Here is a 21,664-nt window from a genome sequence, read left to right as displayed (position 1 = left end):
CTCCCCCTAAAACGGTACGTCATCGTCGTAAAGGTCTGGCGCTGCCGGTTGCACTGGCGCAACGGGCGACGGGTCGCCGGTAGCCATCGCAAGACCGGGCGCGGCTGCGTTGGCTGGTGCCGGTGATTGCGCGTCGCGCTTGTACTGCATAAGCTCCACGTCATCAACGCGAACTTCCCAGCGCTTGATGCTCTGGCCGTCCTTCTGATAGCTGCGCGTGTGGATGTGACCAATAAGCGAAATCTTGGTGCCCTTGCGAAGCCACGGCGCGAGCGCTTCAGCGCGCTTTCCGAACATGACGCAATCAGGCCAGTTGGTATATTCGCCCCATGTGCCGTCGCCGTTCGGCGTGCGCTCGTTGACAGCAAGCGAGAACGAAACGACGGGGTTTCCGCTCTTCGTATAGCGCAGCTCGGCATCTGCGCCGAGATTGCCCGACAGCGTGATCTTGTTAAGACTCATCGTTATCCTCGCCCTTCCTCGTTATGAACACGTCGATGTTTCTTGGGATAACCGAAAAGTTATGCAAGTTCCTTATCGCGTGGAGAATGTCGGTGAGCCGACAAGCAATGCACGTCAAACACGCAAGCATAGCAACAGTAAAAATGAAACTGATGATGTACTCGACACTATCAGCGTTCATGCGAACACCTCCATGAGCGCCGCGCGCTGGTTAGCGCCAAGGCCGCGAAGGGGGCGCGATTCGGAAATGTGAAGCTTGCGCATGGTCTGCTGCGTGCGGGCGAAACCGTAGCCCGGTGCCGCCTTGATGAGCGTAAAGACCTTCATTCGCGCCACGGTGTCATCAGTGCAAGCCATGTTGAGCACGTCGGGCACGCCGTAAGAGCCATCGGCAACGCCCTTCAAGATCGCGTGGCGGCGCTGTCGTGCGGCCTTCGCCTTTTCGAGGTTTTCGCGGCGCTGCTCAGTTGTCAGATTCGGAATCATCTTCGTAACCTTCCTTCTCGTAAGTGATGTATTCGGTGCCGTGCGTCAGCTTGACGGGCGGCGTGTAGTCCTTCAGGGCATCGTCAACGCTTCGCGTCATGAGCTTGCGTTTGAGCCGTGCCCAGTCATCGTCGTTAAGCTCAACGGTCTTCATCGCACCTCATTTCTTCGTGACGCGGTAGGTGCCCGAGAGCCGAACGCTTTTGAGCGTGCTTAGCACGTGCTCGGCGCACTCCTTTCCTACGATGGTCAGCGTTTGGGCGGGAATAGTGATCTCGTAGACCGTCTTCGCTTCCTGCTTCTCGCGCTCCCACATCTTCTGCAAGGCCGCATGCGTCTTCTCTAACGTCTTCTGCATCTCTCGGCTCAACTTCACTTCTCTTGGGCTGAAATCGACCTCTTGCGGCTCCACTGGCGCCCTCCCTTCTCACGACTGCCTGATAATTACTTCTTATCTGGCACGGGCGGTTCTAACCCGTACCGAAAGCGGCGGTTTATCTCGCGTTTCGTCCTCGGTCGCCGCGATGCCCGAAAACGGCGTTTTGGTTCACCTTTGGCACACCTCCTAACCCGCCGCGCGGCGCTTCGCTTCGCTGAAGAGCTGAGCCGCCGCCGCGTCGCGTCCGGGCATCAGGTGGCCGTAGATTCGAAGCGTCGTTGCTTCGTCCGCGTGCCCCATGCGCTCAGATAGCGTCTTCAGGTCGCAGCCGTTGGCGATGAGCCATGAAGCGTGCGTGTGACGCAAGCTGTGAAACGTGATCTCTCGCGGTAGTCCGCACGCGTCGCGTATGCGTCTGAAAGCCCGTGAAATCGTCGTTGGGCGCATATATGAGCCGTCTAGCGTCACCAGTGGGCAATCTGCGCCCAAACGTCCCAGAACGGCGCTCTGAAGCTTCGTGAAGGCATCAATGACCGCGATATCGTCTTGCGTAAGCGCGACGTTGCGGCACTTGCGGCCTTTGGTGACGTTTCGGCGATAGGGCTTCTTGCCCTTGCCCTCAATGACGTTTCCGCCGACGTGGACGTAAGACAAGACGCGCTTAACGTCGATGCGCTGCACCGCGCACACCTCGCCAACGCGCATGCCGGTAACGAGCGACAGCCACGAAGCGAAGGCGTAGACGGCGGCGCGGTAATCGGCCTTCGTCTTGATCTCCTTGCTAAGCGCACCCTCTAGCTTCTCGTTGAAGCCCTCGAAATCCCATTCGGTGAGCGCTGAAGCTTCGTGCCGTACCGGCGACGGTTTGGCGACGTACACCAGCGGGTTAGCGTCGCAAATACCAGCGTCTACGAAGTGGTTATAAGCTCCGCGCAAGAAGTTGTGGACGTTGATAACGCTATTGCGGCAAAGACCTTGCCCGCCTTCGTCCTTAGCCATGAGCAAGCGTTGCTCAAAGCGGTTGAAGTCCATCACGCCAAGATCGTGCGCGTTTGCGGTCTTCAGGTAACGTGCGACGTAGCGGCAGAACAGCCGATAGCTCTTAATGCTGTTCGGGCTTGCGCCGTTGCGCTCGCGCAGTTGCACGTAGTCTTCGAGCAAATCGGTCAAGCGGGCGCTTCTAACCGTTCCGTCAGCCGTCACGTAAGCCGCCCACGTCTCAGCAAGGGCTTGCGCTTCCTCTTCGGTAGCCGCATTCGGAAACCGCTTATAAGGGCGAATTGCCTTGCCGTCGATGCTGCGTCCAAGGTACAAACGGCACTCGAAAACGCCATCCGCACCGCGCTTGACCTTAACGCCCATCATGACCACTCGCAGTTTTCACGAATCCGCGAAGGGCAGTTATCGTCGTGGCAGTCCGCGCAATCCAACGGCTCTTTCCTGATGTTGAACTCAACGATTCGGTACTTCAGAGAAAATCGGATGAGCAGCAGCAGGGCATGAGCAAGCGAGTTGGTAAATTGGCCGTTCCAGAACGGGCAAAGTCCGCTCATCGCACCGCGAACCTCATACTTGCCACCCATGCTAATTACCGGCCTTCTTGAAGGCTCGAAGCACGCAGACCGTCGCAAAGACGATGAAGAGGGCGTAGGCGAGAAGCCCGAACCCAACTCCGAAGAAAACTCCAACGGCGACGCTAGCCACGATAGACAGGACGGAGAACAGCACGACTGCCAAACAACCGTAAACACCGCGCTCGGTGATCTTGCTTTCGTCCATTACTGCTCACCGCCTTCAATCTCGTTGCGAGCTATGGCGGCGTTAGCCCACATGATGCACTCTTCGAGCTTCGTAAAAGCAAGCGATTTCTCGCGGCTTTCCGGGCATTCGCCTTGAATGGTCACGGCAAGCCCTCGCGCGGTGCTGCGCAAAAGCTCGAATCTCGCGGGCTGGTCGCCGTGCGGGGCGTGGTAGGTGAAATTGCGCGTAATGGTCTTCGTATTCACGTGTTACCTCCTAAAACGAAACCGATATGAGCGCTAGGAACACAAGAAACAGGGCGATTGCCAGAAGCGATTGATAAGCCCAGTAGCAGACGCACCAGAAGGCGGCCATAGTCGCTACGGTGGCAATCGCGCAAAGAACTATCTGGTAACGCTTCACTTCTTGCCTTCAATCTCGGCAATCAGGTAGTCAAGGCACTGCTTGCACTTCTGCAAGTCCTGAACACCGCCCTTGCGCCGCCAGCGCCAGATGTACTTGAAGGCTTCCGCCCACCAGTGGGCGGCGATGGGCGGCAAGGCGTACTGATCGCCGCTCATCATTGAGCGCATAGCGTCCATGCACTCAATCTGACCGTCGCCCGCGTAATGGTCGGGATGCTCGACGGCGTTTCCCTGCGAAAGCTCCGCAAGGCTCTTGGCGTTTTTCGTCTCAATCATCGGTAGACAACTCCAATCATCCATTCGCAAACCCACCTGTAGAACGCCCGTAGAAATGGCTGAACGTTCGTGTCATCAGCCCAACCGGCAATGCCAATGAACCCGTCTTCGTTGAACGAGATTGCTTCGCGCCCTTGGAAGTAGAAGCCGCTCACGCGCAGGAAGGCGCTCTTGATGCCCACGCCGTCTTCGGCGAGGTTGATTTGCGGCTGGTACTTCTTGCGGTACGCCGGGCGCATTTCCATGTGGTGCCCGTCGCGCTCGTGCCGCGCGTACTCGATTGCAAGGAATCCTTCGAGCGCTCGAATGTCGTTCCAAGCAATCAGCTCGTATGAGAGCTTGCTTGCGAACAGCTCACGCGCAGCGTCTCGTGTTGTCGGTGCCATCATGCTTTCACCCCCAATTCGCCTGATTGTGGAAAACTCTGTTGAAAAGCTGTGTAAAACCGCTCTGCTGTCGCACGAATGAGCCGCACAAAACAAGGCCGCAAAGAGAAGAAGCAAGAGAAGAAACCTTGCTTGATAGGTTGACCAACAAGCACGTTCGGCGGGTTTTGGTTTTGGTTCAAGGAACCAAAACCCGCCTTATCTTGTTTTGTTTTGTTTTGTTTTATGGTTAGGCGACCATTTGCGAGTGGGTTTAGCCAACCTAAAACCAGCGGTTTTGCATTGGGTTTACAAGTCATGTCTTTACACCTCCTGACCTGCTGAATCGTTGTTCTTTGCGTTTTTGCGCGGCCTTCCGCCCTTGCGCCCGTTTGCGCGTTGGCGACCGAAATAAAGCGCGTTTTTGAGCATCCGAAAGTTCGTCAAGAAGCCGTCAGGATCGCGTTCGAGAAGCCCGATATCCAACAGCTCAGAGACGAAGGATTTGCAATCCTCAATCGCCATGAACTCATCGAACGCGCCGGATTGCCCGAAGCCGAGAACGCCCGCGAGAATAAGCGCGTCTTCCTCCGTCTCGAATGCGATGCGGTGCCCTTTGGTCGCCGCCAGATACTCGCAGAGCCGCCACCAGCGCCCGTATCCGTCATATCCCCGGCGATGTATGAGCCTTTGGCACTTAACGTCCTGAGAAGCGTTTGAATCGTGCGAGAAGAAGGCCATAGGCTCTTGCGCGGCGGTCGTTTCCTCCCTTGTAGGCACGTTGTCACCCCCTAACCGTCTTCCTCGTCGCCGAACTCGCACGCCTTGCCGCTTTGGTGCCATCCGCTCCATACGCAGCGCCCTATCTCCCGGCAGTTCGTCCAAATGTCGCGCCCGCGAAACGTGCAGCAGGTCTTGCCCTTCCAGCGCAGCGTTTCGAACTCACATGCTTCGGGGTCTGGCATCGGCGGTTCGCCGAAATCGAGCGGCAACGCTTCCTGCGCGCTATTCCGTCTCATCGCTCGAAATGTCATAGGCGATAGAGCTGCCAACGTAGGTGAGCAGCTTTTGCATGTTCTTAACGGCGCTAGGCTCAGGCTTCGCGTCCTCTTCAAGCAGCGTGTCAACCCATGCAAGGGTTCCGCGAATGATCGCGAGCGTTGAGGGCATGTCGATATCGAGCGCTTCGCCGGTCTTCTGGTTAAGGAGCGTCATGCTCCCGTTCAGCGCGAACGTCGATGCGCCGACCTTGGCGATGGTGCCGGTGATTTCCTTACGCTTCATCTTTCTTCTCCTTGTCGAACATGGACGTTCTAAGCTCGATGCGCATTTCCGGGTGCCGCTCTAGCAGCCATCGCGCGAGCAAAGAACTGTCGCTGTTGTTGATTCCGTAGGTGTGTTCGTTGCCCTGATCGTCAACGAATGGAACGCCAACGAGCTTCACGGTGCCTTCGTAGCGCTGCTTCTCGATGAGATACTTAGTTGAGACGCGAAGCCCGCGAGCGTCGATTGCGGGCGCCGTAAGCTCGATTTCGCGCAGCGCCTTCGGGTTCTTCTCGCACCACTCCTTGAACAGGTAGCGCCTATCGGCGACCTTTAGCGGCATCGAGTAGACGCGCTGGCGCTCATCGCGCATGACGGCTTCGAGCGGTCGCGTGTAGTTATCGGTGTCCATGCGGGCACCTCGCTTCGCGGCTCATGACGCGTCGCAATGCTGCTTCCGCTTCCGCCCTGCTCGCCGAGGGCGCTACCGGTAGCATCTGACGGCGATACACGGTGCCGATGCCCCGGTTTTCGGGCGTGCTCGCGTCTTCCTCTATGCGCGCCATCCAGAAGCCCGCATTGTCGCGGTAGACTTCGGCCTTCATGACCACATCACGCGCCAGAGAGCGCGCCCAACCACGACGTAGAGCGGAACGAGAAGCCACCAGCCCACGCTTTCGCATAGCCAGAGCAGCGCGTTGCATGCAAGCGCCGGGATGATTCCCGACATGGTGAGAGCCGCAAGCGCATACAATCCCCAGCGCTGCCAGCGCGGCATGCGCGCTATACTGTCTTCTGTCAATTGCGGCCTGCAATTTGACGCGCCCGTTCGAAGTTGCCGCTTCGGGCGGGCATCTTTCTTCGCAGCCATTCGCGCGTTTTCGCAACGGCGCATCTGCACCACTGGCGCTGCGCAGCGCTTAGGCCGCACGGTTTGGGCATTCGTAATACCACCTCCAAAACCAAAGGTTTTCTTATCGGTTTTCACGTTTCGAAACCTCCGCTTTAGTTGCTCGAAAGAGCGACGATGCCCAAAAGCTCATCGGCGGTACACTCATAGAGTTTGCAAAGCTCTATGAGCATGGGCGCTGTCGGCGAAGTCTTGCCCGTCTCCCAATTGCTAAGCGTCGTGATGGAAACGCCAAGAAGAGTCGCGGCCTTCTGAGCCGTAAGACCTTTCCGCTCGCGCGCTGCCTTATAGTTCTCGCTCATTGTTCACCTCCAATCATCCGAAAGAGAGATGAAATAAACCATACGGCTTATTTCGGGGCAAGCAAAAGAGTAAGCCGTTTGGTCTAGCGTGTCAACAATAATTTGTATACAATTATCCGAGACGGTTACGTTTGATAGGGGTTGCTATGGATAGCACCGAAACAAAGAAGCTCATTGGCGCTCGAATTGCCATCGCACGCAAGGCTAATGGCTTCAACCAAGATCAGCTTGCAGAAGCGGTCGGCGTTCATAAGCAGACGATTTCTAGATGGGAAAGCGGGAAGCGCGCACCCAACGGCGAAGAAGTCAGGCTAATTGTTGAGACCCTGAATTGCTCTGCTGACTTCATCCTTGGCTTGACGGATACGCTAAAGATTGGTGGCGGAAATGACTAGAAAAGAGAAATTACAAGCGATTGACCCAAAGAAGGTAATCGTTTTTGATACCGAGACAACCGGCTTGAACATCGGCGGTTCTCGCCGCGATGAAATACTGTCCCTTGCTGTCATGAATCTTGAGGGTGACGTTCTGTTTTGCGACCTATTGAAGCCATCAGATCGCAAAAGGCGGCCTAAAGCAGAAAGCATAAACGGAATAACCCCGTCTATGGTGAAGGACAAGCAGACGATTATAGAAAGGCGTTCGGAAATTGAACCGATTTTCAAGAGCGCTAAGCTATACGTCGCATACAATGCCGATTTCGACCTAGGATTTCTTCGAGCTTCAGGCTTGGATATACCAGATCGACAGACGTTTGACGTGATGAAGGAGTTTGCGAAGATACACGGGGCATGGGACGGCACGCATGATGAATGGTCATGGTGCAAGTTGGAAGATTGCGCGGCTTTCTACGGATATCGTGACTTCGGAGCGCATGACGCGTTGAACGACGTAAGAGCAACAGCGCATTGCTTCAATTCGATTCTCGATGATTTTCTTTTTGGTGAGCCGCGCCGCCGCCCGAAGCGCGTAAAGGATGAGTTCGGCGATTCCTATTTCGAGTATGGCGACGAAGAGTTTAGAAGCATCGTTTGCAGCGGCTATGCTGCTTCATTGGCTGATGCTGGCAATGCAAACAACGCACCGTTAGTTAACGAAAACCAGCAGCAAACAGAGCATGAGAAAGACAGTGCGAGCAATCAAACAACAAGCAATCATGCCGTGTCAGGTCGGCGGAACACGAATAAAGCGTTGGTGCTAATCGGCTCCGCTTGCGCATTAGTTGGGCTTGCAATCGCTGTTTTAGGCGCTGCAATTGTCGGCGTTCCAATTGCGATATTGGGCGCATTGCTTGCCTTTGGGTCAAAGGGAAGGAAATAGAAAACCCTGCGCGGCTTCTTGGCGGTCGGCGCGCAGGGCAAGTGCAAAGAACGAAGCGCAATAGCGCACTCGTTCTAAGGGGTGATTTTAGCATGGTGAAGAACCGAGCTGCCATATACGCGCGGTTCAGCTCGCACAACCAACGCTCAGAAAGCATTGAAATACAAGTTGAGAACTCGCGCGAATACTGCGAGCGCGAAGGCTTGCAGGTCGTGCGCGAATACTGCGACTATGCGCAGACAGGGCGCAACGTAGATCGAGCAGAGTTCCAACGGATGATGAGCGATGCGAAGCTTGGTCTATTTGATTTTGTGGTGATTTACAAGGTAACTCGCATAATGCGCAACCGCGATGAAATGGCATTGGCGCGAATCATGTTGCGCAAGGCCGGTGTAGAAATACTTTATGCGGGCGAAGAGATAGCGAGCGGTTCGAGCGGAGTTCTTCAGCTTGGAATGCTCGAAGTTCTCGCAGAATGGGAAAGCGCAATAGACAGTGAGCGCATTAGAGACGGAATCCAGAAGAACGCCGAACGGTGCATGGCTAATGGTCGCACTCTCTATGGATGGGATATCGTAGAAGGACGATACGCCATCAACGAACGAGAAGCAGCAGTGCTTAGGCGCATGAAGAACCTTTTGTTTAGCGGTAACTCAGTCGCAGAGATCGTGCGCGCCGTTGACGGTGAGCGCAGCAAGCGCGGCGCTAAGTTCAATCAGGATACCGTCACGAAGCTTCTAAAGCGCGTGCAGAACGCAGGTGTCTACAAGTACGCAGGGCATGAGGTAGAAGACGGCATGCCCGCCATATGGTCACAAGCAGAACAGGACATGATAAACAGCATCCTTGGCGACCGTCACCGCCCACGAAGGAAGATTGACAGCGCATTAGAGTTCCCGCTTAGTGGAAAGCTCTATTGCGCTCGATGCGGTATGCCAATGGCAGGAACAAGCGGAACCTCTAAAAATGGCTCTGCATATCACTATTACAAGTGCCGAAAATGCCGCAGGACGGTTCGCCGAGACTTGATAGAAGATGCAGTGGTCGATATGACCTATGAAGCCGTAAAGCAAGCAGACGTGAGAAAGAGAATTGCAAAGACGCTTGCTGGCTACGAAGCTGAGCGGGCGACCGAAGAAAAGCCTGAAAGCTACTTCATCAAGAAAGAGATTCGGCGTATAGATACGGCATTTGAACGCATCTGGCAAGCGATAGAAGACGGAATAGCGCCGCCCGGTGGAAGAGAGCGCACAACCGAGCTGAAGCGCCAGAGAGCGGAATTAGAAGCCCGCTTGCGCGTTGCCGAGCAATCGGAAGCACTAGAACCATCGGTTGACGATGTGCTTTTGTGGCTTGATGATCTCGCTAACGACACAACACCTTTGGAAATTCTCAATGAGTTTGTCCGATTCGTTGAGATAGACGGAAAAGATGTAACCGTCTACTTCATGTTTGACGAACTGCCGGATGATTTCACTCCAAAACAGAAAAAGGCCGAACACCCTTGCTACCAAAGGTGTTCGACCAATTCTCTTATGGTGGAGACATCGATGAAAGCGAATTCAGACAAATCTAAGCAGAGTAAAAAAGCGACGCGCCGTGTACTGGCAGGCGTTTTGTGCGGAGCCTCCGTGTTGAGCCTGGTACTGTCGCTCGTCATGCCCCCGATCTCGCAGGCCATTGCCAACGATGGCCAGGCGGGTGCAGCCGAGGAGACCGTTGCGGACGAGGCGACTGGTGTAGACGGTACCAACGTAAATGGCGAAAACCAGAAAAGTGACGAGGTCGAGGGCGGCGAGGCCGACCCTTCAAATGGTGTGGGGCAGGGTCAGTCTGAGGATCAGCCTGAGGGCGAGTTGCAGGTCGAAGACGGCGAGTCGTCGGATGACGGCGCCGTTATGGCAGCTGCGGAAGGTGGGCAGACTGAAACGGCATCCGAAGAGATAAAAAGCGTTTCCGATCTGAAAACCAAGCTGGAGAATGCAAGCGGTGTTGCTAGCTTCATTCTTATGAATGATGTCGAGACCAGTGAGACAATCACGCTTAAGGACGGCAGCAATATCACGCTGGATCTAAACGGCTGCAAAATTAAACACACGAGCAAGGACCAATCCCTGTTCAACATCACCGGCGGCGCGACGCTGACCGTCAAGGATAGCCAGCGAGCTGCTGCGAAAGAGATTGAGGCAAATCGGGGAAACAAATACGGCAATCTCGCTTCAATGGAATATGATGACGCTTCCAATATTCCGACGAGCCTTACCTACTATGTAACCGAATCGACCGCAAGCGGAACCGGTACAACCGAGACTCTTAAAGCGTATAAGGCTGATATCAAGGGTGCAATTGTGGCGTGCTCGGGCTCAGAGAACTTGAGGCTCATCACTATCAGTAACGGTGGTCACTTCAATCTTGAAAGCGGCGTGATTACACAGGGTAAAGACAGAAACGTCAAAAACTTAGTATATGCGAACAATTCGACCGTCAACATGAACGGCGGTTATGTTTGTGGCGGTTATTGTCCGGATCATGCTGCCGGCGCGGGTATTTCTGTCGAAAACTCAACAACTCTTGGCATCTCCGGTGGCGTAATTGCTGGCAATAGCGCTCCGAGTGGCGGCGGTGTGTATGCAAACGGATCTACGGTTACAATGTCCGGCGGCATAATCTCCGGTAACAGCACGCTTGCCAACATGCTTGGATACGGTGGCGGCATTATGGGCGAAGGCAGTAGCATCACTGTTTCCGGCGGCTATGTCACCAACAACGCATACCAGTATAATTACATGAATTACACGCAAAACATCATCGATAAGCATAAAGGCAACGGTTGCCATGGCGGTGGCGGTATCGCTGCCTTAAGCAGTGGCGAGGGGCAGAAAAACGGTAGTCTCGCGATTAACGGTGGCTACATCACGGGCAACTACTCTGCCGAGGCTGGCGGCGGCGTTTATGCTGGCGCTTGGAATCGAGCTCTTGACAACTTTACGTTCTCTGGTGGAACCGTCGCCAGTAACGTGGCGCAAAACTCAGAGGGTGGCGGCATCCGTATCGGTGCGCCTACCAAGGGCGAGTTCAGCGTTCCTCTTGGCACGAAGGCATATATCACCAACAACACAACCAATACCACCAACGACTGGGGTGGCGGCGGCGTGTTCGTTCAGGGTAGTAGTGACCAAGGCAGTAAATCGGCGAGCCTCAATATATATAACGCGCTGATTACCAACAATCATGCCAATGGCTTTGGCGGCGGGTTTGCCGCTTGCCCGACTGGTAAGACTGCCATTACCGATACCAATGGCATCGCGATTTTCGGAAACCGCGATGAAAACGGCACCCACCTATCGGGTGGTACTAATGGTAAGAATGAAGATCAGCCCACAACCGTTACGGGTGGCGAAATCACTGATACCTTCAAGCGAAACGGCCATAAGGATCTATTCCTGATTCGCAAGTCAGATAATAACGACTACATCGCTGCCGTAACTGGTCAGATGCTTGGTGGCGGCGCTGCCAACTGGAAGGGCACGATCGACGGTCAACCGTCTACGACCATCGAGCCGCCTATGACCATCGGCAAGTACGAGGGCGCTCAAGCTAAGTACATGATTGGCCTCGATGCAAATCCTTCCGATGGTGATCAAGGGCTTGCCCGTGATAATGCCACGCTCTTCATCACGGGCAACGAATCCAACGTCCACGGTGGCGGCATCATGACCAACGGAGACGTTGTCGCCGGCTTCACCACGAAGGTGAGTGTGTATCCCAAGATGAAGCTCAGCGGCACTAAGGCACTGACGGGCCGCACGCTTAATGCGGGAGAATTCAAGTTCCAGCTGCTGAAGCAGGGTGAGAATGCGCAGGCTCCCTCGTTTGCCAATCGCAAATTGCAGCTCAATGGCTGCTTAAAAGTTGGCGATGGGGTCACGAATGACAGCGACGGCAGCTTTACCTTCGATTTGGGCAGGGTCTACTCCGATGATTCGATCGTCTACTACCTCGTTGAGGACCCCGGCGACAAACCCGTTGCTGGCGTGGACTACGACGAGACCATCTACAAGATTGAGTTTGAAACAAATGCGACCGAAACGCGGAAGGTGCTGGATATTTTTTACACCTACTATTCAGTTGCGAGTGTAAAGGTCACTAATCTCAAGAATAATCAGTCGGAGACGATTGCTCCGTCCAACAGCAGCGATGTCTCCATTAAGATCACCAAAGGCAAAACCTTTACGAATGCATACGCAGCCACGGGCACTTGGACACCTCGGGTGACCAAGAAGGTCGATGGCGGCGAGATGAAGAAGTTCAAGTTCAAGTTGTTTACTGAGAATACCGGCAACACGGAGAAAACTTTTCAGCCCATTTATAAATTTACTTCTGGGTCGAAAAACCCTCAGACAGTAGAGTTCGATTCGGTAGAAATCGGCCCACTAGGCGATGATGAGCTCGATAGCAATCGGCAGGCGCAGTTCACCTACTACATCTGTGAATGCCCCGCCGAAGAGAACGAAGGCACCAAACACGAAGGCTACAAGAACGACACCAAGAGGTTCAAGGTCGTGGTGACGGCAACGGACAACGGTGACGGCACGCTGAACTGCACGCCGACCTACTACGAGGTCGACGCCAACGGCGCGGAATGCAAGACCGATGACCCCACCTTCACCAACACCTACTCCACCTCTTTGCCCCTTTCTGGTATGTCGGGCGTCACTCTGACGTACCTTGCCGGCGCGGCGGTGCTTTGCGCTGCTGCGGCCTGGATGCACATTCGTCGCAAGGCGAATGCGAAGGGAGGTAAGCGTCGTGAATAAGAAAGTTTGCTCCTTCCCGATCTTGTTTGCGCTGCTTGCCCTCCTGATCGGCACCTGCGCGGTTGTGTTCCCCGCTTCCGCGCAGGCCGCGCCGACCTCGGCCGGTTCCATCACGGTGAGCGGCACCGTGGCGAGCAGCTACGACGCCTACCAGATCTTTAGCGCCAACGTCGTCGACGGCGACAACGACGCTAAGATCGCCACCGACCTCGCCTGGGCAAGCGACGCCGTGCGCGACGCCGCGCTGCCTGTGCTGCACAGCGCCGGCATGCCCAATTCCCAGACCACCGCGCAGGAAGCTGCCGAGTGGCTCAACACCGATTCCCACCTTACGAGCGCGCTGAGCGCACAGCTCGCTCGTTCCCTCCAGAGCTCTGACGCCGAGTCCGTGGCCCTTAACGCGGGCACGACGGCCGAGCTGCCCTGCGGCTACTGGCTCATCGTCGCCGACGACGACGCCATCGCCCAGGGCGAGGCCGGCACCGCGCCGATCATGGTCTTGGTCGGCGGCAGCGCCGTCACCGTCAAGCCCAAGGCGGCGACCCCCAAGGTCGCCAAGCATGTGTTGGAGGACAGCACCGCCGCTTGGCAGAAGGCCGCCGACGCCATGGTCGCCGACGACCTGTACTGGCGCCTCTCTGCCACGGTCCCGGTGGGCCTCACGGCCTACGACACCTATACGGTGCGGTTTGTCGACACCATGAGCGCGGGGCTCGACCCCTCCAAGGTGGCCGCGAGCATGCATGTTTACGTGGCGGCGGGCACGGACGGCGGCTTTGACGCCGTCTCGACCGGCAGGGACGGCCGCGCCGGCACCGAGCCTGCGAAGGGCTGGACCGACATCACGGCCCAGTGCGCCACCAAGGTAGCGGCCGACGGCAAGACCTTCACCGTGCGCACCGGCGACCTGATTGCCGCGCTCGGCGGGGCCGACGCCTTTACCGCGGGCGCCCGCGTGGTCGCCGTGTACAATGCGCCGCTCAACAGCGCATGCAACCACGGCATCGCTAAGGGCAACCCCAACGAGGTCTACCTGCGCTACCCGCGCTCTCCCTTTGCCGACCAGTCCGGCGACGCCGGATTCACCCGCACGCCGAGCGACGATGCGTGCGCTTACACCTGGGATCTCGCGCTCACCAAGCGCGGCAGCGACGGCGACAAGCCGCTTGCCGGGGCGGTCCTGAGCATCGCCGACGACCGCGGCCGCACACTGGCGGCCGACGGCACGTGGGATGCGGAGGGCAAGGCCACCGTTACCACGGGCGAGGACGGCCGCGTGGCCGTCTCGGGCGTGGACTCGGGCAAGCTGGAGGTCCGCGAGCTCAAGGCGCCCAAGGGCTACACCGCCTTTGAGGGCACGCGCTCCGTGACGGTCAAGGCCGAGGGCCTGGACGTCGACCAGGTGGCCGCCGCCAAGCCCAAGCTCACCATCACGGCCGAGTCGCCCCTGCGCGCCGACCGCGCGGACGGGTCGACGGGCAGCCTGGAGGCGTCGCTCATCAACACGCCCACCGGCACACCCCCTAGCATTACCACCGGAGGCTTTATGCCTTCGACTGGCGATATGGCAATGTACGCCGCGGCCGCCGCAGCGGTCGCCGGAGCCGCGCTCATCGTGGTCGCGCTCCTGGTCAAGCGGGGAGGTGGCAGCCATAAAGAGTAGCTGGCAGCCCCACAGAGAGCGGGGCGAGACGTAGCGAAGTAGATGCTTAGAAACAGACACACGATGACCGATCGAATGGAAATCAACCGGAAAACGGAGGAAAAGAAGATGAGCATGAACAAGAACATCGCACGCCTGGCAGTAACCGCCGGCCTCACAGCAGCGTTGAGCTTCGGCGGCGTCATGGCCCCGGTCACGATGGCGTTTGCGGCGGGTACGCCGGTGGCTACGACGAGTGGCAACGTGACGATTAATGAGGAGACCTACAAGGATACGACCTTTAAGGGTATCCAGATTTTCAAGGCTAAGGTTACGCAGGACCAGAAGAGCGAGGGAGTCTGGGATTCCACTGGCGATAAGACCCTTTCCGATATTGATTGGGCAAATAATTCCGTGAAGGCTGCAGTGACTACGGCGTTTGATAATGTTGATAATGGCTCTAAACCTAGTGATTTGCCTAACGATAATTCCGCTCAGGCATGGGTCAACTTCATCAATAACCACAGTTCTGAAGTTGTGGGCAATAACGTCAATGCCGGAAGTGTGCTCGACATGATTGCTAAGTCGCTTGAAGGCCAGACGTGGACAGATGCGAAGAATGGTACCCCGGGAACATTTGAGGGCATCGATGCCGGCTACTGGCTCTTTGAAACGAAGTCGGTCGGTGCAACTACTGGAGCAGATCGCAATAAAGACGCTTACACCTCACCGATCTTCGCTGTCGTCGGTGGCGAAGATGTAAAGGTGGAGCCCAAGAAGGATGTCCCCAACGTTACCAAGGCAGTCAAGGACGATAACAACGGTAGTTTTGTGACAGATGGGAACAAGGACGTTTTCGAGGCGCCCAATAGGGTTGCGGACTCTGCATCCGACCAGCTGATTGAGTACCAGCTTGCAGGTACCGTGGCCAGCAATATCAATACTTACGAAAAGTACAGCTATACCTTTACTGATGATCTGCCTTCTACGATGGTTCCCAACCTCTCCGACGGTAAACCTGTTGTTGAGGTCAAGATTGACAATGCTAAGGTCAAGGAAGGCTACTACACTGCGAACTACGTCACTGATCAAGGAAAGAACGAGCTTGTTGTTTCTTTTGACAACCTTAAGGGAGAAATTAAATCTGACAAGGATAAGGATATTACCGTTAGTGGTAGCTCCAAAATCTATGTGAACTATAAGGCAAAGCTCAATCCTACTAAGGTTAACGCCGATATACTCGGTAAAGGCCAGAAGAATACCGTTACTCTGACCTATTCCAATAACCCCCACTCTAACGAAACAGGTACAACAGTCGTGCATCCCGCCTACGACTACACCTACGGCATTGACGTCACCAAGGTTGGTAATGAGGAAACCCCTAAGAAGCTCTCCGGTGTTGTGTTCAAGCTGCAGGAGAAGAACGACGAGGGCGAACTCGAGAATATGTTCATCGATTGCACCGGTGTAAAACAGACGAACGCCGAGAAAGCCAAGCTTACCACGGATTCCAGCGGCAAGATTAACGTTGTCGGTCTCGATGAGGGCACTTATGTCCTCACAGAGGTCACGCCCGCACCTGGCTACGATAACTCTCACGGCGACAAAGGCATCACGTTCACCATTACAAGCGGTGAGCTTTCCGAGAACGACACCACCGTGGTTACCCCTAAGGCTAAGGTAACTGATGGAGACAATCAGACGCTCGTCAAAGTCGAAAACTCCACTGACGGCATGGTGCACCTCACCGTTACCGATAAGAAGGGCTCCAACCTCCCGCTGACCGGTCTCAATGGCGTGACGTTCACTTGGATCGCTGGTGGCGCGGTGCTGTGCATTGGCGTGGCGCACCTCATCCGTAGCCGTAAGCAGGCTGAGGAGTCCGAGCAGGAGTAACGCTCGCTCACACATCCCTTTGGCAGGTGGGATGTGATGGCCATGAGACTTGCGGACACTTTTCTCGTCCATCCACGTTCTTGCTTTGCCATTCTCTTTTCGGGGCAGACTCCGCACTGGAGTCTGCCCCGTTTTTTGGACAACACAGGCAGCCTCCACCGTCCGATGCGGACTCATCCGTCATCGCGTTTCTTGACTCGTATGAGGTTCGGTTTAAGGTCCGTAGGCGCTCGCGCGGTGCGGACGGTGGAAGGCATTTGCGCCGCAACAAGCGCAAATAAGAATGCCCGGGGTTAGAGGCCCGGGCATTTAACAAAACCAGAAAACTAGGCCGCCCGCGCTCTCTTTCATTTACGCGGGATGCGTCGTTTCCTATTGACATTGTATCCCGAACTGCTCTGCTGATTCGCGATATTTTGAAAACTCAAATACGGGCCTATGCCCGGCGGGGGAGCCTTCCAATCGGCTATTATTTGTTCAGACAACCTGAGCTGTAAAGGAGTGACCGGCGATGGTGCAGGGCGCCAAACATATGAAGAGCAATAACGCCGCGGACAACGGTGGCTCAAGTCCTCAGCCCCAACCTCAGCCAAAGCCCAAGCGCCGCCGCAAGCGACTGCCGCGCTGGGCCGATCGGCTCATCACCATCGTCATCATCCTTATTGGCGTGGGCCTTATGACCTGGCCGTGGATCTTGGACCGGCTCGAGGCCTCGGGCGTGTTCAACCAGATCAGCACGGTGTCCAGCACCGTGGACGCGCTGTCTGCCGAGGAGCGCGAGCGCATCCTGCTCCAGGCGCGCTCCTTTAACGAGCGGCTGGCGGGCGAGGCCACCGAGCTTCCCGCCGACCAGATCGAGCCCTACGCTCAACAGCTCATCTTTGACCGCGACCCCATGATGAGCTGGGTCGAGATCCCCTCCATCGACGTGAGCATGCCCATCTACCACGGCACGAGCGAAGAAGTCCTTATGGCGGGCGTCGGCCACCTGGAGGGCACGAGCCTGCCGGTGGGCGGCACATCGACGCATTGCGTGCTCACCGCGCACTCGGGCATGCGCAACCTGAGCATGTTCGACGACATCCACTCGCTGGAGCCCGGCGACCTGGTACTGCTGCACACCATGAACAAGACGCTCGCCTACAAGATGGTGGACTCCGAGGTCGTGCTGCCCGAGGAGATGGAGTCGCTGACCATCGAGCCCGGTGCCGACAAGGTGACGCTCGTCACCTGCACGCCCTACGGCGTGAACGACCATCGCCTGCTGGTACATTGCGTGCGCACCAAGTACAACAAGAAGGACGTCGACAAGCAAAAGTCGCTGGCCGGCCGCCACTGGGGCAAGCGCGAGTTTGCCGTGCTTATCGTGGTCGTGGCCATTGTGCTGTTGCTGCTGGACATCGTGATCCACGCGGTCCGCAAGCGCCGCAAGGCCAAGGCCTCGGCATAGGACATCGTTCAGAACCACCACAATGGGGACAGGCACCTTTGTGGTGGTCGGGACTTCCAAACCATCACAACATTCGATGAAAATCTCGATTTTGACGATAAACGTCGAATGTTGTGATGGTTTTCGTTGTGGGCGGCGCGGTTTTCGCTATGGGCGAGACGGTTTTCGTTGCGGGCGACGCGGTTTTCGCTATGGACGGTGCGATTTCGCAGCAGAACCGCCAGCTCGTTGCCTGCCAGCCCGCCGCCCTCGTTACGTTTTCGCTGCATTTGGGTAAAGCACCTGCTCCAAGCGGCGTTGCCTTGTATACTAGAGCGGTTTATCTGTTATGCGGAAGGGAGCGCCTATGGCACTCAGCGAGAAAGACGTGCGCGGCATCGCCGAGTACGCAAAGATCGCACTGACCGATGACGAGCTCGCCCAGATGACGTCCTACATGAACGACGCCGTCCAGATGCTCGAGCCCGTCCTGCAATATGACTTGCCCGACGTGGAGCCCACGTTCCATCCCATCGGAAGCCTGTCCAACGTGATGGGCGATGACCTGCGCGAGCCCGAGCGCGACCTGCCGCTCGACGTTGCGCTCGAAAACGCCGGCAGCGCGCGCGACCGCTACTTCCGCGTGCCGTCCATTTTGGGAGAGGGGGAGAGCGAGTAATGGCTCAGAGCTTCGATTCCCTTACCGCCGCCCAGATCGCCGCGGGCGTTGCCGCCGGCGACTTTACCGCTACCGAGGTGGCCCAGGCCTCCCTTGCCGCCATCGAGGCGCGCGAGGGCGGGGTCCAGGCATTTCTGCAGGTGGCGCCCGAGCTTGCGCTCGAGGCCGCCGCGCGTGTGGATGCCGACCGCGCCGCTGGCAAGCCGCTGCCCCCGCTCGCGGGCGTGCCGCTGGCCATCAAGGACAACATGAACCTCGTGGGCACGCGCACCACCTGCGCTTCCCGCATGCTCGAGAACTACCAGAGCGTCTACACCGCCACCTGCGTTCAGCGCATGCTCGATGCCGGCTGCCTGCCCATGGGCAAGGCCAACATGGACGAGTTTGCCTTTGGCAGCTCTACCGAGAGCTCGGCCTTCCACCGCACCAACAACCCCTGGGATACCGAGCGCGTGCCTGGCGGCTCTTCGGGCGGCTCCGCTGCAGCCGTCGCCGCGGGCGAGGTCGCGCTCTCGCTGGGCTCGGATACCGGCGGCTCCATTCGCCAGCCGGCGTCGCTGTGCGGCGTGGTGGGCTTTAAGCCCACGTACGGCGCCGTGAGCCGTTACGGCGTGGTGGCCTTTGGCTCGTCGCTCGACCAGGTGGGACCCTTTGGCCGCACGGTCGAGGATGTCGCGCTGGCCATGAACGCGCTTACCGGCGCGGGCCGCGATCCGTACGACTGCACCAGCCAGGATTGCGCCGTCGACTTTACTGAGCATCTCAACGACAGCATCGAGGGCAAGTGCGTGGGCATTATCCCTGCGTTTATGGAGGCCGAGGGCCTGACGCCCGAGGTCAAGGCTGCTGTTCAGCGCGCCGCCCAGGAGCTGCAGAACCAGGGCGCCGAGCTGGTCGAGGTCGACCTGCCGCACCTGGACGCCGCCATCGCCGCCTACTACGTCATCGGCCCGGCCGAGGCGTTCTCCAACCTGGCACGTTTCGACGGCATCCGCTATGGCTATCAGGAGGAGGGCTGCGCCAACCTGTCCGACCAGAGTTCGCTCTCGCGCGCCCACGGCTTTGGTGCCGAGGCCAAGCGTCGTCAGATGCTCGGTGCCTACCTGCTGAGCTCGGGCGTGTACGACAAGTATTACTACGCTGCGCAAAAGGCCCGCACGCTCATCACTCAGGACTACGACGCCGCGTATGCCAAGGTGGACACCATCCTCATGCCCGCCTCGCCGCGCACGGCCTTTAAGTTTGGCGAGATTAGCGACCCCACGCAGATGTACCTCTCCGACCTGTACACCATCTCGCTCAACATCTGCGGCAACGGTGGTATCTCAGTGCCGCTGGGCTTGGGCGAGGATACTCAGTTGCCCGTTTCTGCCCAGCTGGTGGGTCCGGCCTTTAAGGACCGTCAGCTGCTCACGTTTGCCCGCGCCCTGGAGCGCGGTTTTGCCGATGCCGCTACGGGTGCGTCCGCGCTTTCCGTCGCGCCCGATTTTGCTGGGAAGGGAGGCGAGCTGTAATGAAGGAGCTTTCCGAGGTCCTGCAGGATTGGGAGGCCGTGATCGGCCTGGAGATCCATACCGAGCTCACCGCACTCGATACCAAGATGTTCTGCAACTGCAAACTCAGCCACGATGACGAGCCCAACGCCAACGTGTGCCCGGTGTGCCTGGGCCTGCCCGGCGCCCTGCCGGTGCCCAACAAGCGCGCCATCGAGAGCATCGTCAAGGCAGGTCTCGCCACCAACTGCGAGATCCAGCGCCACTCGATGTTCTACCGCAAGCACTACTTCTATCCCGACATGGCCAAGAACTTCCAGACCACGCAGGGTCCGGTCGCCTTTGCCATGTACGGTCACCTGGATCTTGACGTGACCGGTCGCGGTGCTGCCGAGCGCCCCGACTGCGCGTTTGGTGAGGCCGAGGCCCAGAGCCTGGCGAGCGCTTCGGCCAACGCCGAGGGCCTGTCCACGTCTATGACGTCGACCATGCGCGAGGGCAATCAGCGCGCCGGCCATCTGGCCAGCTATGACGCGTCCAACCTGCAGATGCCCGAGCGTCGCGAGGACGGTTCCTACACGGTGCCCATCCGCATCCTGCGCATCCACATGGAGGAGGACGCCGCCAAGATGGTCCACGTGGGCGGCGCCGAGGGCCGCATTACCGCCGCGGCCGAGTCGCTCGTCGACTACAACCGCTGCGGCACGCCTTTGATTGAGCTCGTCACCGAGCCCGACTTGCGTACGCCCGAGGAGGCTCGCCTGTTTATGGAGAAGCTCCGTCGCATCTTTGTGACGCTGGGCATTTCCGACTGCTCCATGGAGAAGGGTTCCATGCGCTGCGACGGCAACGTGTCGCTGCGCCGCCGCGGCGAGACCAAGCTGGGCACCAAGACCGAGCTCAAGAACCTCAACTCGTTTAAGAGCCTGCATGACGGCCTTGCCTACGAGATCTGCCGCCAGGCCGAGGTGCTCGAGGAGGGCGGCATCATCTATCAGGAGACCCGCCACTGGGAGCCCAGCCGCAAGCGCACCGTGGTCATGCGTGTGAAGGAGACGGCCGACGACTATCGCCTGTTCCCCGATCCCGATCTGGCGCCGTTCGATCTGGACGACGAGTTCATCGACCGCTGCCGAGGCGAGATTCCCGAGCTGCCCGACGCCAAGCGTGCCCGTTTTGAGGCCGACTTTGGCATTAAGACGGCTGACGCCGAGCAAATCGCCGGCGACCCCGAGTTTGCCGACTTCTTTGAGGCCGCTGCTGCCGGTATGGCCGGCAAGGAGGCCCAGACGGTCGCAAACCTGCTGGTGAACGAGATGATCGCCTACCTTAAGGGTGCAGGCGTTTCACTAGCCGAGTCCGGCATTGCGCCGGCTCAGGTGGCAGCCCTTGCCAAGCTGCTGGCGACCGATGCCATCAGCTCCAACCAGGCGCACGAGGTCTTTGAGGCCATGGCCCAGACCGGCGACGACCCCAACAAGATTGTCGACGAGCGCGGTATGCGTCAGGTGAGCGATGCCGGCGCACTGCAGCCGATCGTGGACGAGGTGCTGGCGAACTGTGCCGATCAGGCGCAGCAGTATCGTGACGGTAACCAAAAGGTCATCGGCTTTTTGGTGGGCCAGTGCATGAAGGCGAGTCGCGGCAAGGGCAACCCGAAGCTCTTCAACGAGTTGCTGAGAACGTCGCTCTCGTAAACGGGAACCCGGGAGCCCCGGCAGGGCGGGTGCTTCCTCAAAATTTCGAACAGTCCTGCGCAAGACGAAGGCCACATTAAGTG

Annotated in this window: 26 protein-coding genes; 9 read left to right on the top strand and 17 right to left on the bottom strand. The window is 57.7% G+C overall.

The annotated features are described in order from the left end of the window. Nucleotides 1–6: 6 nt before the first annotated feature. The 17 genes from ACESUZ_RS01445 to ACESUZ_RS01365 all read right to left on the bottom strand — a co-directional run bounded on the left by ACESUZ_RS01445 (nt 7) and on the right by ACESUZ_RS01365 (nt 6,608). A complete protein-coding gene (locus ACESUZ_RS01445; RefSeq protein ID WP_373198078.1) occupies nt 7–462 on the bottom strand; it encodes a single-stranded DNA-binding protein in 456 nt (151 codons plus the stop codon). A gap of 177 nt (nt 463–639) precedes the next feature. Then, nucleotides 640–948, bottom strand: coding sequence for an integration host factor, actinobacterial type (gene mihF, locus ACESUZ_RS01440; RefSeq protein WP_373198077.1), 309 nt, complete (start codon nt 946–948; stop codon nt 640–642). After that, a complete protein-coding gene (locus ACESUZ_RS01435; RefSeq protein WP_373198076.1) occupies nt 926–1,102 on the bottom strand; it encodes a hypothetical protein in 177 nt (58 codons plus the stop codon). The genes mihF and ACESUZ_RS01435 overlap by 23 nt, the downstream gene beginning before the upstream one ends. Nucleotides 1,103–1,108: 6 nt before the next feature. Continuing rightward, nucleotides 1,109–1,306, bottom strand: a complete 198-nt coding sequence (locus ACESUZ_RS01430) for a hypothetical protein (RefSeq protein WP_373198075.1) — start codon at nt 1,304–1,306, stop codon at nt 1,109–1,111. Between the two features lie 207 nt (nt 1,307–1,513). Next, nucleotides 1,514–2,692, bottom strand: coding sequence for a tyrosine-type recombinase/integrase (locus tag ACESUZ_RS01425; protein ID WP_373198074.1), 1,179 nt, complete (start codon nt 2,690–2,692; stop codon nt 1,514–1,516). Beyond that, nucleotides 2,689–2,910, bottom strand: coding sequence for a hypothetical protein (locus ACESUZ_RS01420; protein WP_373198073.1), 222 nt, complete (start codon nt 2,908–2,910; stop codon nt 2,689–2,691). The genes ACESUZ_RS01425 and ACESUZ_RS01420 overlap by 4 nt, the downstream gene beginning before the upstream one ends. 1 nt (nt 2,911) lies before the next feature. Next, nucleotides 2,912–3,106: a hypothetical protein gene (locus tag ACESUZ_RS01415; RefSeq protein WP_373198072.1), complete on the bottom strand. Its 195-nt coding sequence runs from the start codon at nt 3,104–3,106 to the stop codon at nt 2,912–2,914. Then, nucleotides 3,106–3,333 carry an Acb2/Tad1 domain-containing protein gene (locus ACESUZ_RS01410; RefSeq protein ID WP_373198071.1) on the bottom strand — a complete coding sequence of 76 codons (228 nt, stop codon included), beginning with the start codon at nt 3,331–3,333 and terminating at the stop codon, nt 3,106–3,108. Before ACESUZ_RS01410 ends, ACESUZ_RS01415 begins: the two co-directional genes overlap by 1 nt. 153 nt (nt 3,334–3,486) lie before the next feature. Continuing rightward, nucleotides 3,487–3,768, bottom strand: a complete 282-nt coding sequence (locus tag ACESUZ_RS01405; protein ID WP_373198070.1) for a DUF3310 domain-containing protein — start codon at nt 3,766–3,768, stop codon at nt 3,487–3,489. Continuing rightward, the gene (locus tag ACESUZ_RS01400) at nt 3,765–4,157 is read right to left on the bottom strand and encodes a hypothetical protein (RefSeq protein ID WP_373198069.1); all 393 of its coding nucleotides are present in this window, start codon (nt 4,155–4,157) and stop codon (nt 3,765–3,767) included. Before ACESUZ_RS01400 ends, ACESUZ_RS01405 begins: the two co-directional genes overlap by 4 nt. After that, entirely contained in the window at nt 4,154–4,453 is a 300-nt protein-coding gene (locus ACESUZ_RS01395; protein ID WP_373198068.1) for a hypothetical protein, read from the bottom strand. The genes ACESUZ_RS01400 and ACESUZ_RS01395 overlap by 4 nt, the downstream gene beginning before the upstream one ends. A gap of 4 nt (nt 4,454–4,457) precedes the next feature. Then, the gene (locus ACESUZ_RS01390) at nt 4,458–4,913 is read right to left on the bottom strand and encodes a Lin1244/Lin1753 domain-containing protein (protein ID WP_373198067.1); all 456 of its coding nucleotides are present in this window, start codon (nt 4,911–4,913) and stop codon (nt 4,458–4,460) included. 11 nt (nt 4,914–4,924) lie between these two features. Then, entirely contained in the window at nt 4,925–5,098 is a 174-nt protein-coding gene (locus ACESUZ_RS01385) for a hypothetical protein (protein ID WP_373198066.1), read from the bottom strand. A 40-nt stretch (nt 5,099–5,138) separates the two neighbouring features. After that, nucleotides 5,139–5,417 carry a hypothetical protein gene (locus ACESUZ_RS01380; protein ID WP_373198065.1) on the bottom strand — a complete coding sequence of 93 codons (279 nt, stop codon included), beginning with the start codon at nt 5,415–5,417 and terminating at the stop codon, nt 5,139–5,141. Beyond that, nucleotides 5,407–5,808 (bottom strand): hypothetical protein, encoded by a 402-nt coding sequence (locus tag ACESUZ_RS01375; RefSeq protein WP_373198064.1) that lies wholly within the window; start codon nt 5,806–5,808, stop codon nt 5,407–5,409. The genes ACESUZ_RS01380 and ACESUZ_RS01375 overlap by 11 nt, the downstream gene beginning before the upstream one ends. A 189-nt stretch (nt 5,809–5,997) precedes the next feature. Continuing rightward, a complete protein-coding gene (locus tag ACESUZ_RS01370; RefSeq protein WP_373198063.1) occupies nt 5,998–6,384 on the bottom strand; it encodes a hypothetical protein in 387 nt (128 codons plus the stop codon). A 17-nt stretch (nt 6,385–6,401) separates the two neighbouring features. Continuing rightward, on the bottom strand, nt 6,402–6,608 hold the full coding sequence (locus ACESUZ_RS01365; protein WP_195535052.1) for a helix-turn-helix domain-containing protein: 207 nt from the start codon (nt 6,606–6,608) through the stop codon (nt 6,402–6,404). A gap of 146 nt (nt 6,609–6,754) precedes the next feature. Here ACESUZ_RS01365 and ACESUZ_RS01360 point away from each other — a divergent pair, with 146 nt between their 5' ends. The 9 genes from ACESUZ_RS01360 (at nt 6,755) to gatB (ending at nt 21,581) form a co-directional block, all read left to right on the top strand. Further along, the gene (locus ACESUZ_RS01360) at nt 6,755–7,003 is read left to right on the top strand and encodes a helix-turn-helix domain-containing protein (protein WP_022386135.1); all 249 of its coding nucleotides are present in this window, start codon (nt 6,755–6,757) and stop codon (nt 7,001–7,003) included. Then, the gene (locus ACESUZ_RS01355) at nt 6,996–7,928 is read left to right on the top strand and encodes an exonuclease domain-containing protein (RefSeq protein WP_373198062.1); all 933 of its coding nucleotides are present in this window, start codon (nt 6,996–6,998) and stop codon (nt 7,926–7,928) included. The genes ACESUZ_RS01360 and ACESUZ_RS01355 overlap by 8 nt, the downstream gene beginning before the upstream one ends. Nucleotides 7,929–8,020: 92 nt before the next feature. Next, entirely contained in the window at nt 8,021–12,745 is a 4,725-nt protein-coding gene (locus ACESUZ_RS01350; RefSeq protein WP_373198061.1) for a recombinase family protein, read from the top strand. After that, entirely contained in the window at nt 12,738–14,408 is a 1,671-nt protein-coding gene (locus tag ACESUZ_RS01345) for a SpaA isopeptide-forming pilin-related protein (protein ID WP_373198060.1), read from the top strand. The genes ACESUZ_RS01350 and ACESUZ_RS01345 overlap by 8 nt, the downstream gene beginning before the upstream one ends. A gap of 114 nt (nt 14,409–14,522) precedes the next feature. Continuing rightward, nucleotides 14,523–16,283 carry a SpaA isopeptide-forming pilin-related protein gene (locus ACESUZ_RS01340; RefSeq protein WP_373198059.1) on the top strand — a complete coding sequence of 587 codons (1,761 nt, stop codon included), beginning with the start codon at nt 14,523–14,525 and terminating at the stop codon, nt 16,281–16,283. A 532-nt stretch (nt 16,284–16,815) separates the two neighbouring features. Continuing rightward, nucleotides 16,816–17,733, top strand: a complete 918-nt coding sequence (locus ACESUZ_RS01335) for a class C sortase (RefSeq protein WP_373198058.1) — start codon at nt 16,816–16,818, stop codon at nt 17,731–17,733. 346 nt (nt 17,734–18,079) lie between these two features. Then, the gene (gene gatC, locus ACESUZ_RS01330; protein WP_035136890.1) at nt 18,080–18,391 is read left to right on the top strand and encodes an Asp-tRNA(Asn)/Glu-tRNA(Gln) amidotransferase subunit GatC; all 312 of its coding nucleotides are present in this window, start codon (nt 18,080–18,082) and stop codon (nt 18,389–18,391) included. Continuing rightward, on the top strand, nt 18,391–19,905 hold the full coding sequence (gatA, locus tag ACESUZ_RS01325) for an Asp-tRNA(Asn)/Glu-tRNA(Gln) amidotransferase subunit GatA (protein ID WP_373198057.1): 1,515 nt from the start codon (nt 18,391–18,393) through the stop codon (nt 19,903–19,905). Before gatC ends, gatA begins: the two co-directional genes overlap by 1 nt. Next, nucleotides 19,905–21,581 (top strand): Asp-tRNA(Asn)/Glu-tRNA(Gln) amidotransferase subunit GatB, encoded by a 1,677-nt coding sequence (gatB, locus tag ACESUZ_RS01320; protein WP_368142552.1) that lies wholly within the window; start codon nt 19,905–19,907, stop codon nt 21,579–21,581. The genes gatA and gatB overlap by 1 nt, the downstream gene beginning before the upstream one ends. Nucleotides 21,582–21,664: the final 83 nt, after the last annotated feature.

Source organism: Collinsella aerofaciens ATCC 25986, from assembly GCF_964239575.1.
Classification (GTDB): Bacteria; Actinomycetota; Coriobacteriia; order Coriobacteriales; family Coriobacteriaceae; genus Collinsella; species Collinsella aerofaciens_BQ.
The sequence above is the reverse complement of the archived record's forward strand: the minus strand, read 5'-3'. Positions and strand labels throughout refer to the sequence as shown.

What these genes read in the sequence shown, in the direction of transcription:
- gatB (WP_368142552.1), top strand. Translation starts at nt 19,905, where the DNA reads ATGAAGGAGCTTTCCGAGGTCCTGCAGGATTGGGAGGCCGTGATCGGC.
- ACESUZ_RS01445 (WP_373198078.1), bottom strand. Translation starts at nt 462, where the DNA reads ATGAGTCTTAACAAGATCACGCTGTCGGGCAATCTCGGCGCAGATGCC.
- ACESUZ_RS01365 (WP_195535052.1), bottom strand. Translation starts at nt 6,608, where the DNA reads ATGAGCGAGAACTATAAGGCAGCGCGCGAGCGGAAAGGTCTTACGGCT.
- ACESUZ_RS01385 (WP_373198066.1), bottom strand. Translation starts at nt 5,098, where the DNA reads ATGCCAGACCCCGAAGCATGTGAGTTCGAAACGCTGCGCTGGAAGGGC.
- ACESUZ_RS01335 (WP_373198058.1), top strand. Translation starts at nt 16,816, where the DNA reads ATGAAGAGCAATAACGCCGCGGACAACGGTGGCTCAAGTCCTCAGCCC.
- ACESUZ_RS01355 (WP_373198062.1), top strand. Translation starts at nt 6,996, where the DNA reads ATGACTAGAAAAGAGAAATTACAAGCGATTGACCCAAAGAAGGTAATC.
- ACESUZ_RS01405 (WP_373198070.1), bottom strand. Translation starts at nt 3,768, where the DNA reads ATGATTGAGACGAAAAACGCCAAGAGCCTTGCGGAGCTTTCGCAGGGA.
- ACESUZ_RS01425 (WP_373198074.1), bottom strand. Translation starts at nt 2,692, where the DNA reads ATGATGGGCGTTAAGGTCAAGCGCGGTGCGGATGGCGTTTTCGAGTGC.
- ACESUZ_RS01430 (WP_373198075.1), bottom strand. Translation starts at nt 1,306, where the DNA reads ATGCAGAAGACGTTAGAGAAGACGCATGCGGCCTTGCAGAAGATGTGG.
- ACESUZ_RS01420 (WP_373198073.1), bottom strand. Translation starts at nt 2,910, where the DNA reads ATGGGTGGCAAGTATGAGGTTCGCGGTGCGATGAGCGGACTTTGCCCG.
- ACESUZ_RS01435 (WP_373198076.1), bottom strand. Translation starts at nt 1,102, where the DNA reads ATGAAGACCGTTGAGCTTAACGACGATGACTGGGCACGGCTCAAACGC.
- ACESUZ_RS01375 (WP_373198064.1), bottom strand. Translation starts at nt 5,808, where the DNA reads ATGGACACCGATAACTACACGCGACCGCTCGAAGCCGTCATGCGCGAT.
- ACESUZ_RS01415 (WP_373198072.1), bottom strand. Translation starts at nt 3,106, where the DNA reads ATGGACGAAAGCAAGATCACCGAGCGCGGTGTTTACGGTTGTTTGGCA.
- gatA (WP_373198057.1), top strand. Translation starts at nt 18,391, where the DNA reads ATGGCTCAGAGCTTCGATTCCCTTACCGCCGCCCAGATCGCCGCGGGC.
- gatC (WP_035136890.1), top strand. Translation starts at nt 18,080, where the DNA reads ATGGCACTCAGCGAGAAAGACGTGCGCGGCATCGCCGAGTACGCAAAG.
- ACESUZ_RS01340 (WP_373198059.1), top strand. Translation starts at nt 14,523, where the DNA reads ATGAACAAGAACATCGCACGCCTGGCAGTAACCGCCGGCCTCACAGCA.
- ACESUZ_RS01360 (WP_022386135.1), top strand. Translation starts at nt 6,755, where the DNA reads ATGGATAGCACCGAAACAAAGAAGCTCATTGGCGCTCGAATTGCCATC.
- ACESUZ_RS01380 (WP_373198065.1), bottom strand. Translation starts at nt 5,417, where the DNA reads ATGAAGCGTAAGGAAATCACCGGCACCATCGCCAAGGTCGGCGCATCG.
- ACESUZ_RS01395 (WP_373198068.1), bottom strand. Translation starts at nt 4,453, where the DNA reads ATGACTTGTAAACCCAATGCAAAACCGCTGGTTTTAGGTTGGCTAAAC.
- mihF (WP_373198077.1), bottom strand. Translation starts at nt 948, where the DNA reads ATGATTCCGAATCTGACAACTGAGCAGCGCCGCGAAAACCTCGAAAAG.
- ACESUZ_RS01400 (WP_373198069.1), bottom strand. Translation starts at nt 4,157, where the DNA reads ATGATGGCACCGACAACACGAGACGCTGCGCGTGAGCTGTTCGCAAGC.
- ACESUZ_RS01350 (WP_373198061.1), top strand. Translation starts at nt 8,021, where the DNA reads ATGGTGAAGAACCGAGCTGCCATATACGCGCGGTTCAGCTCGCACAAC.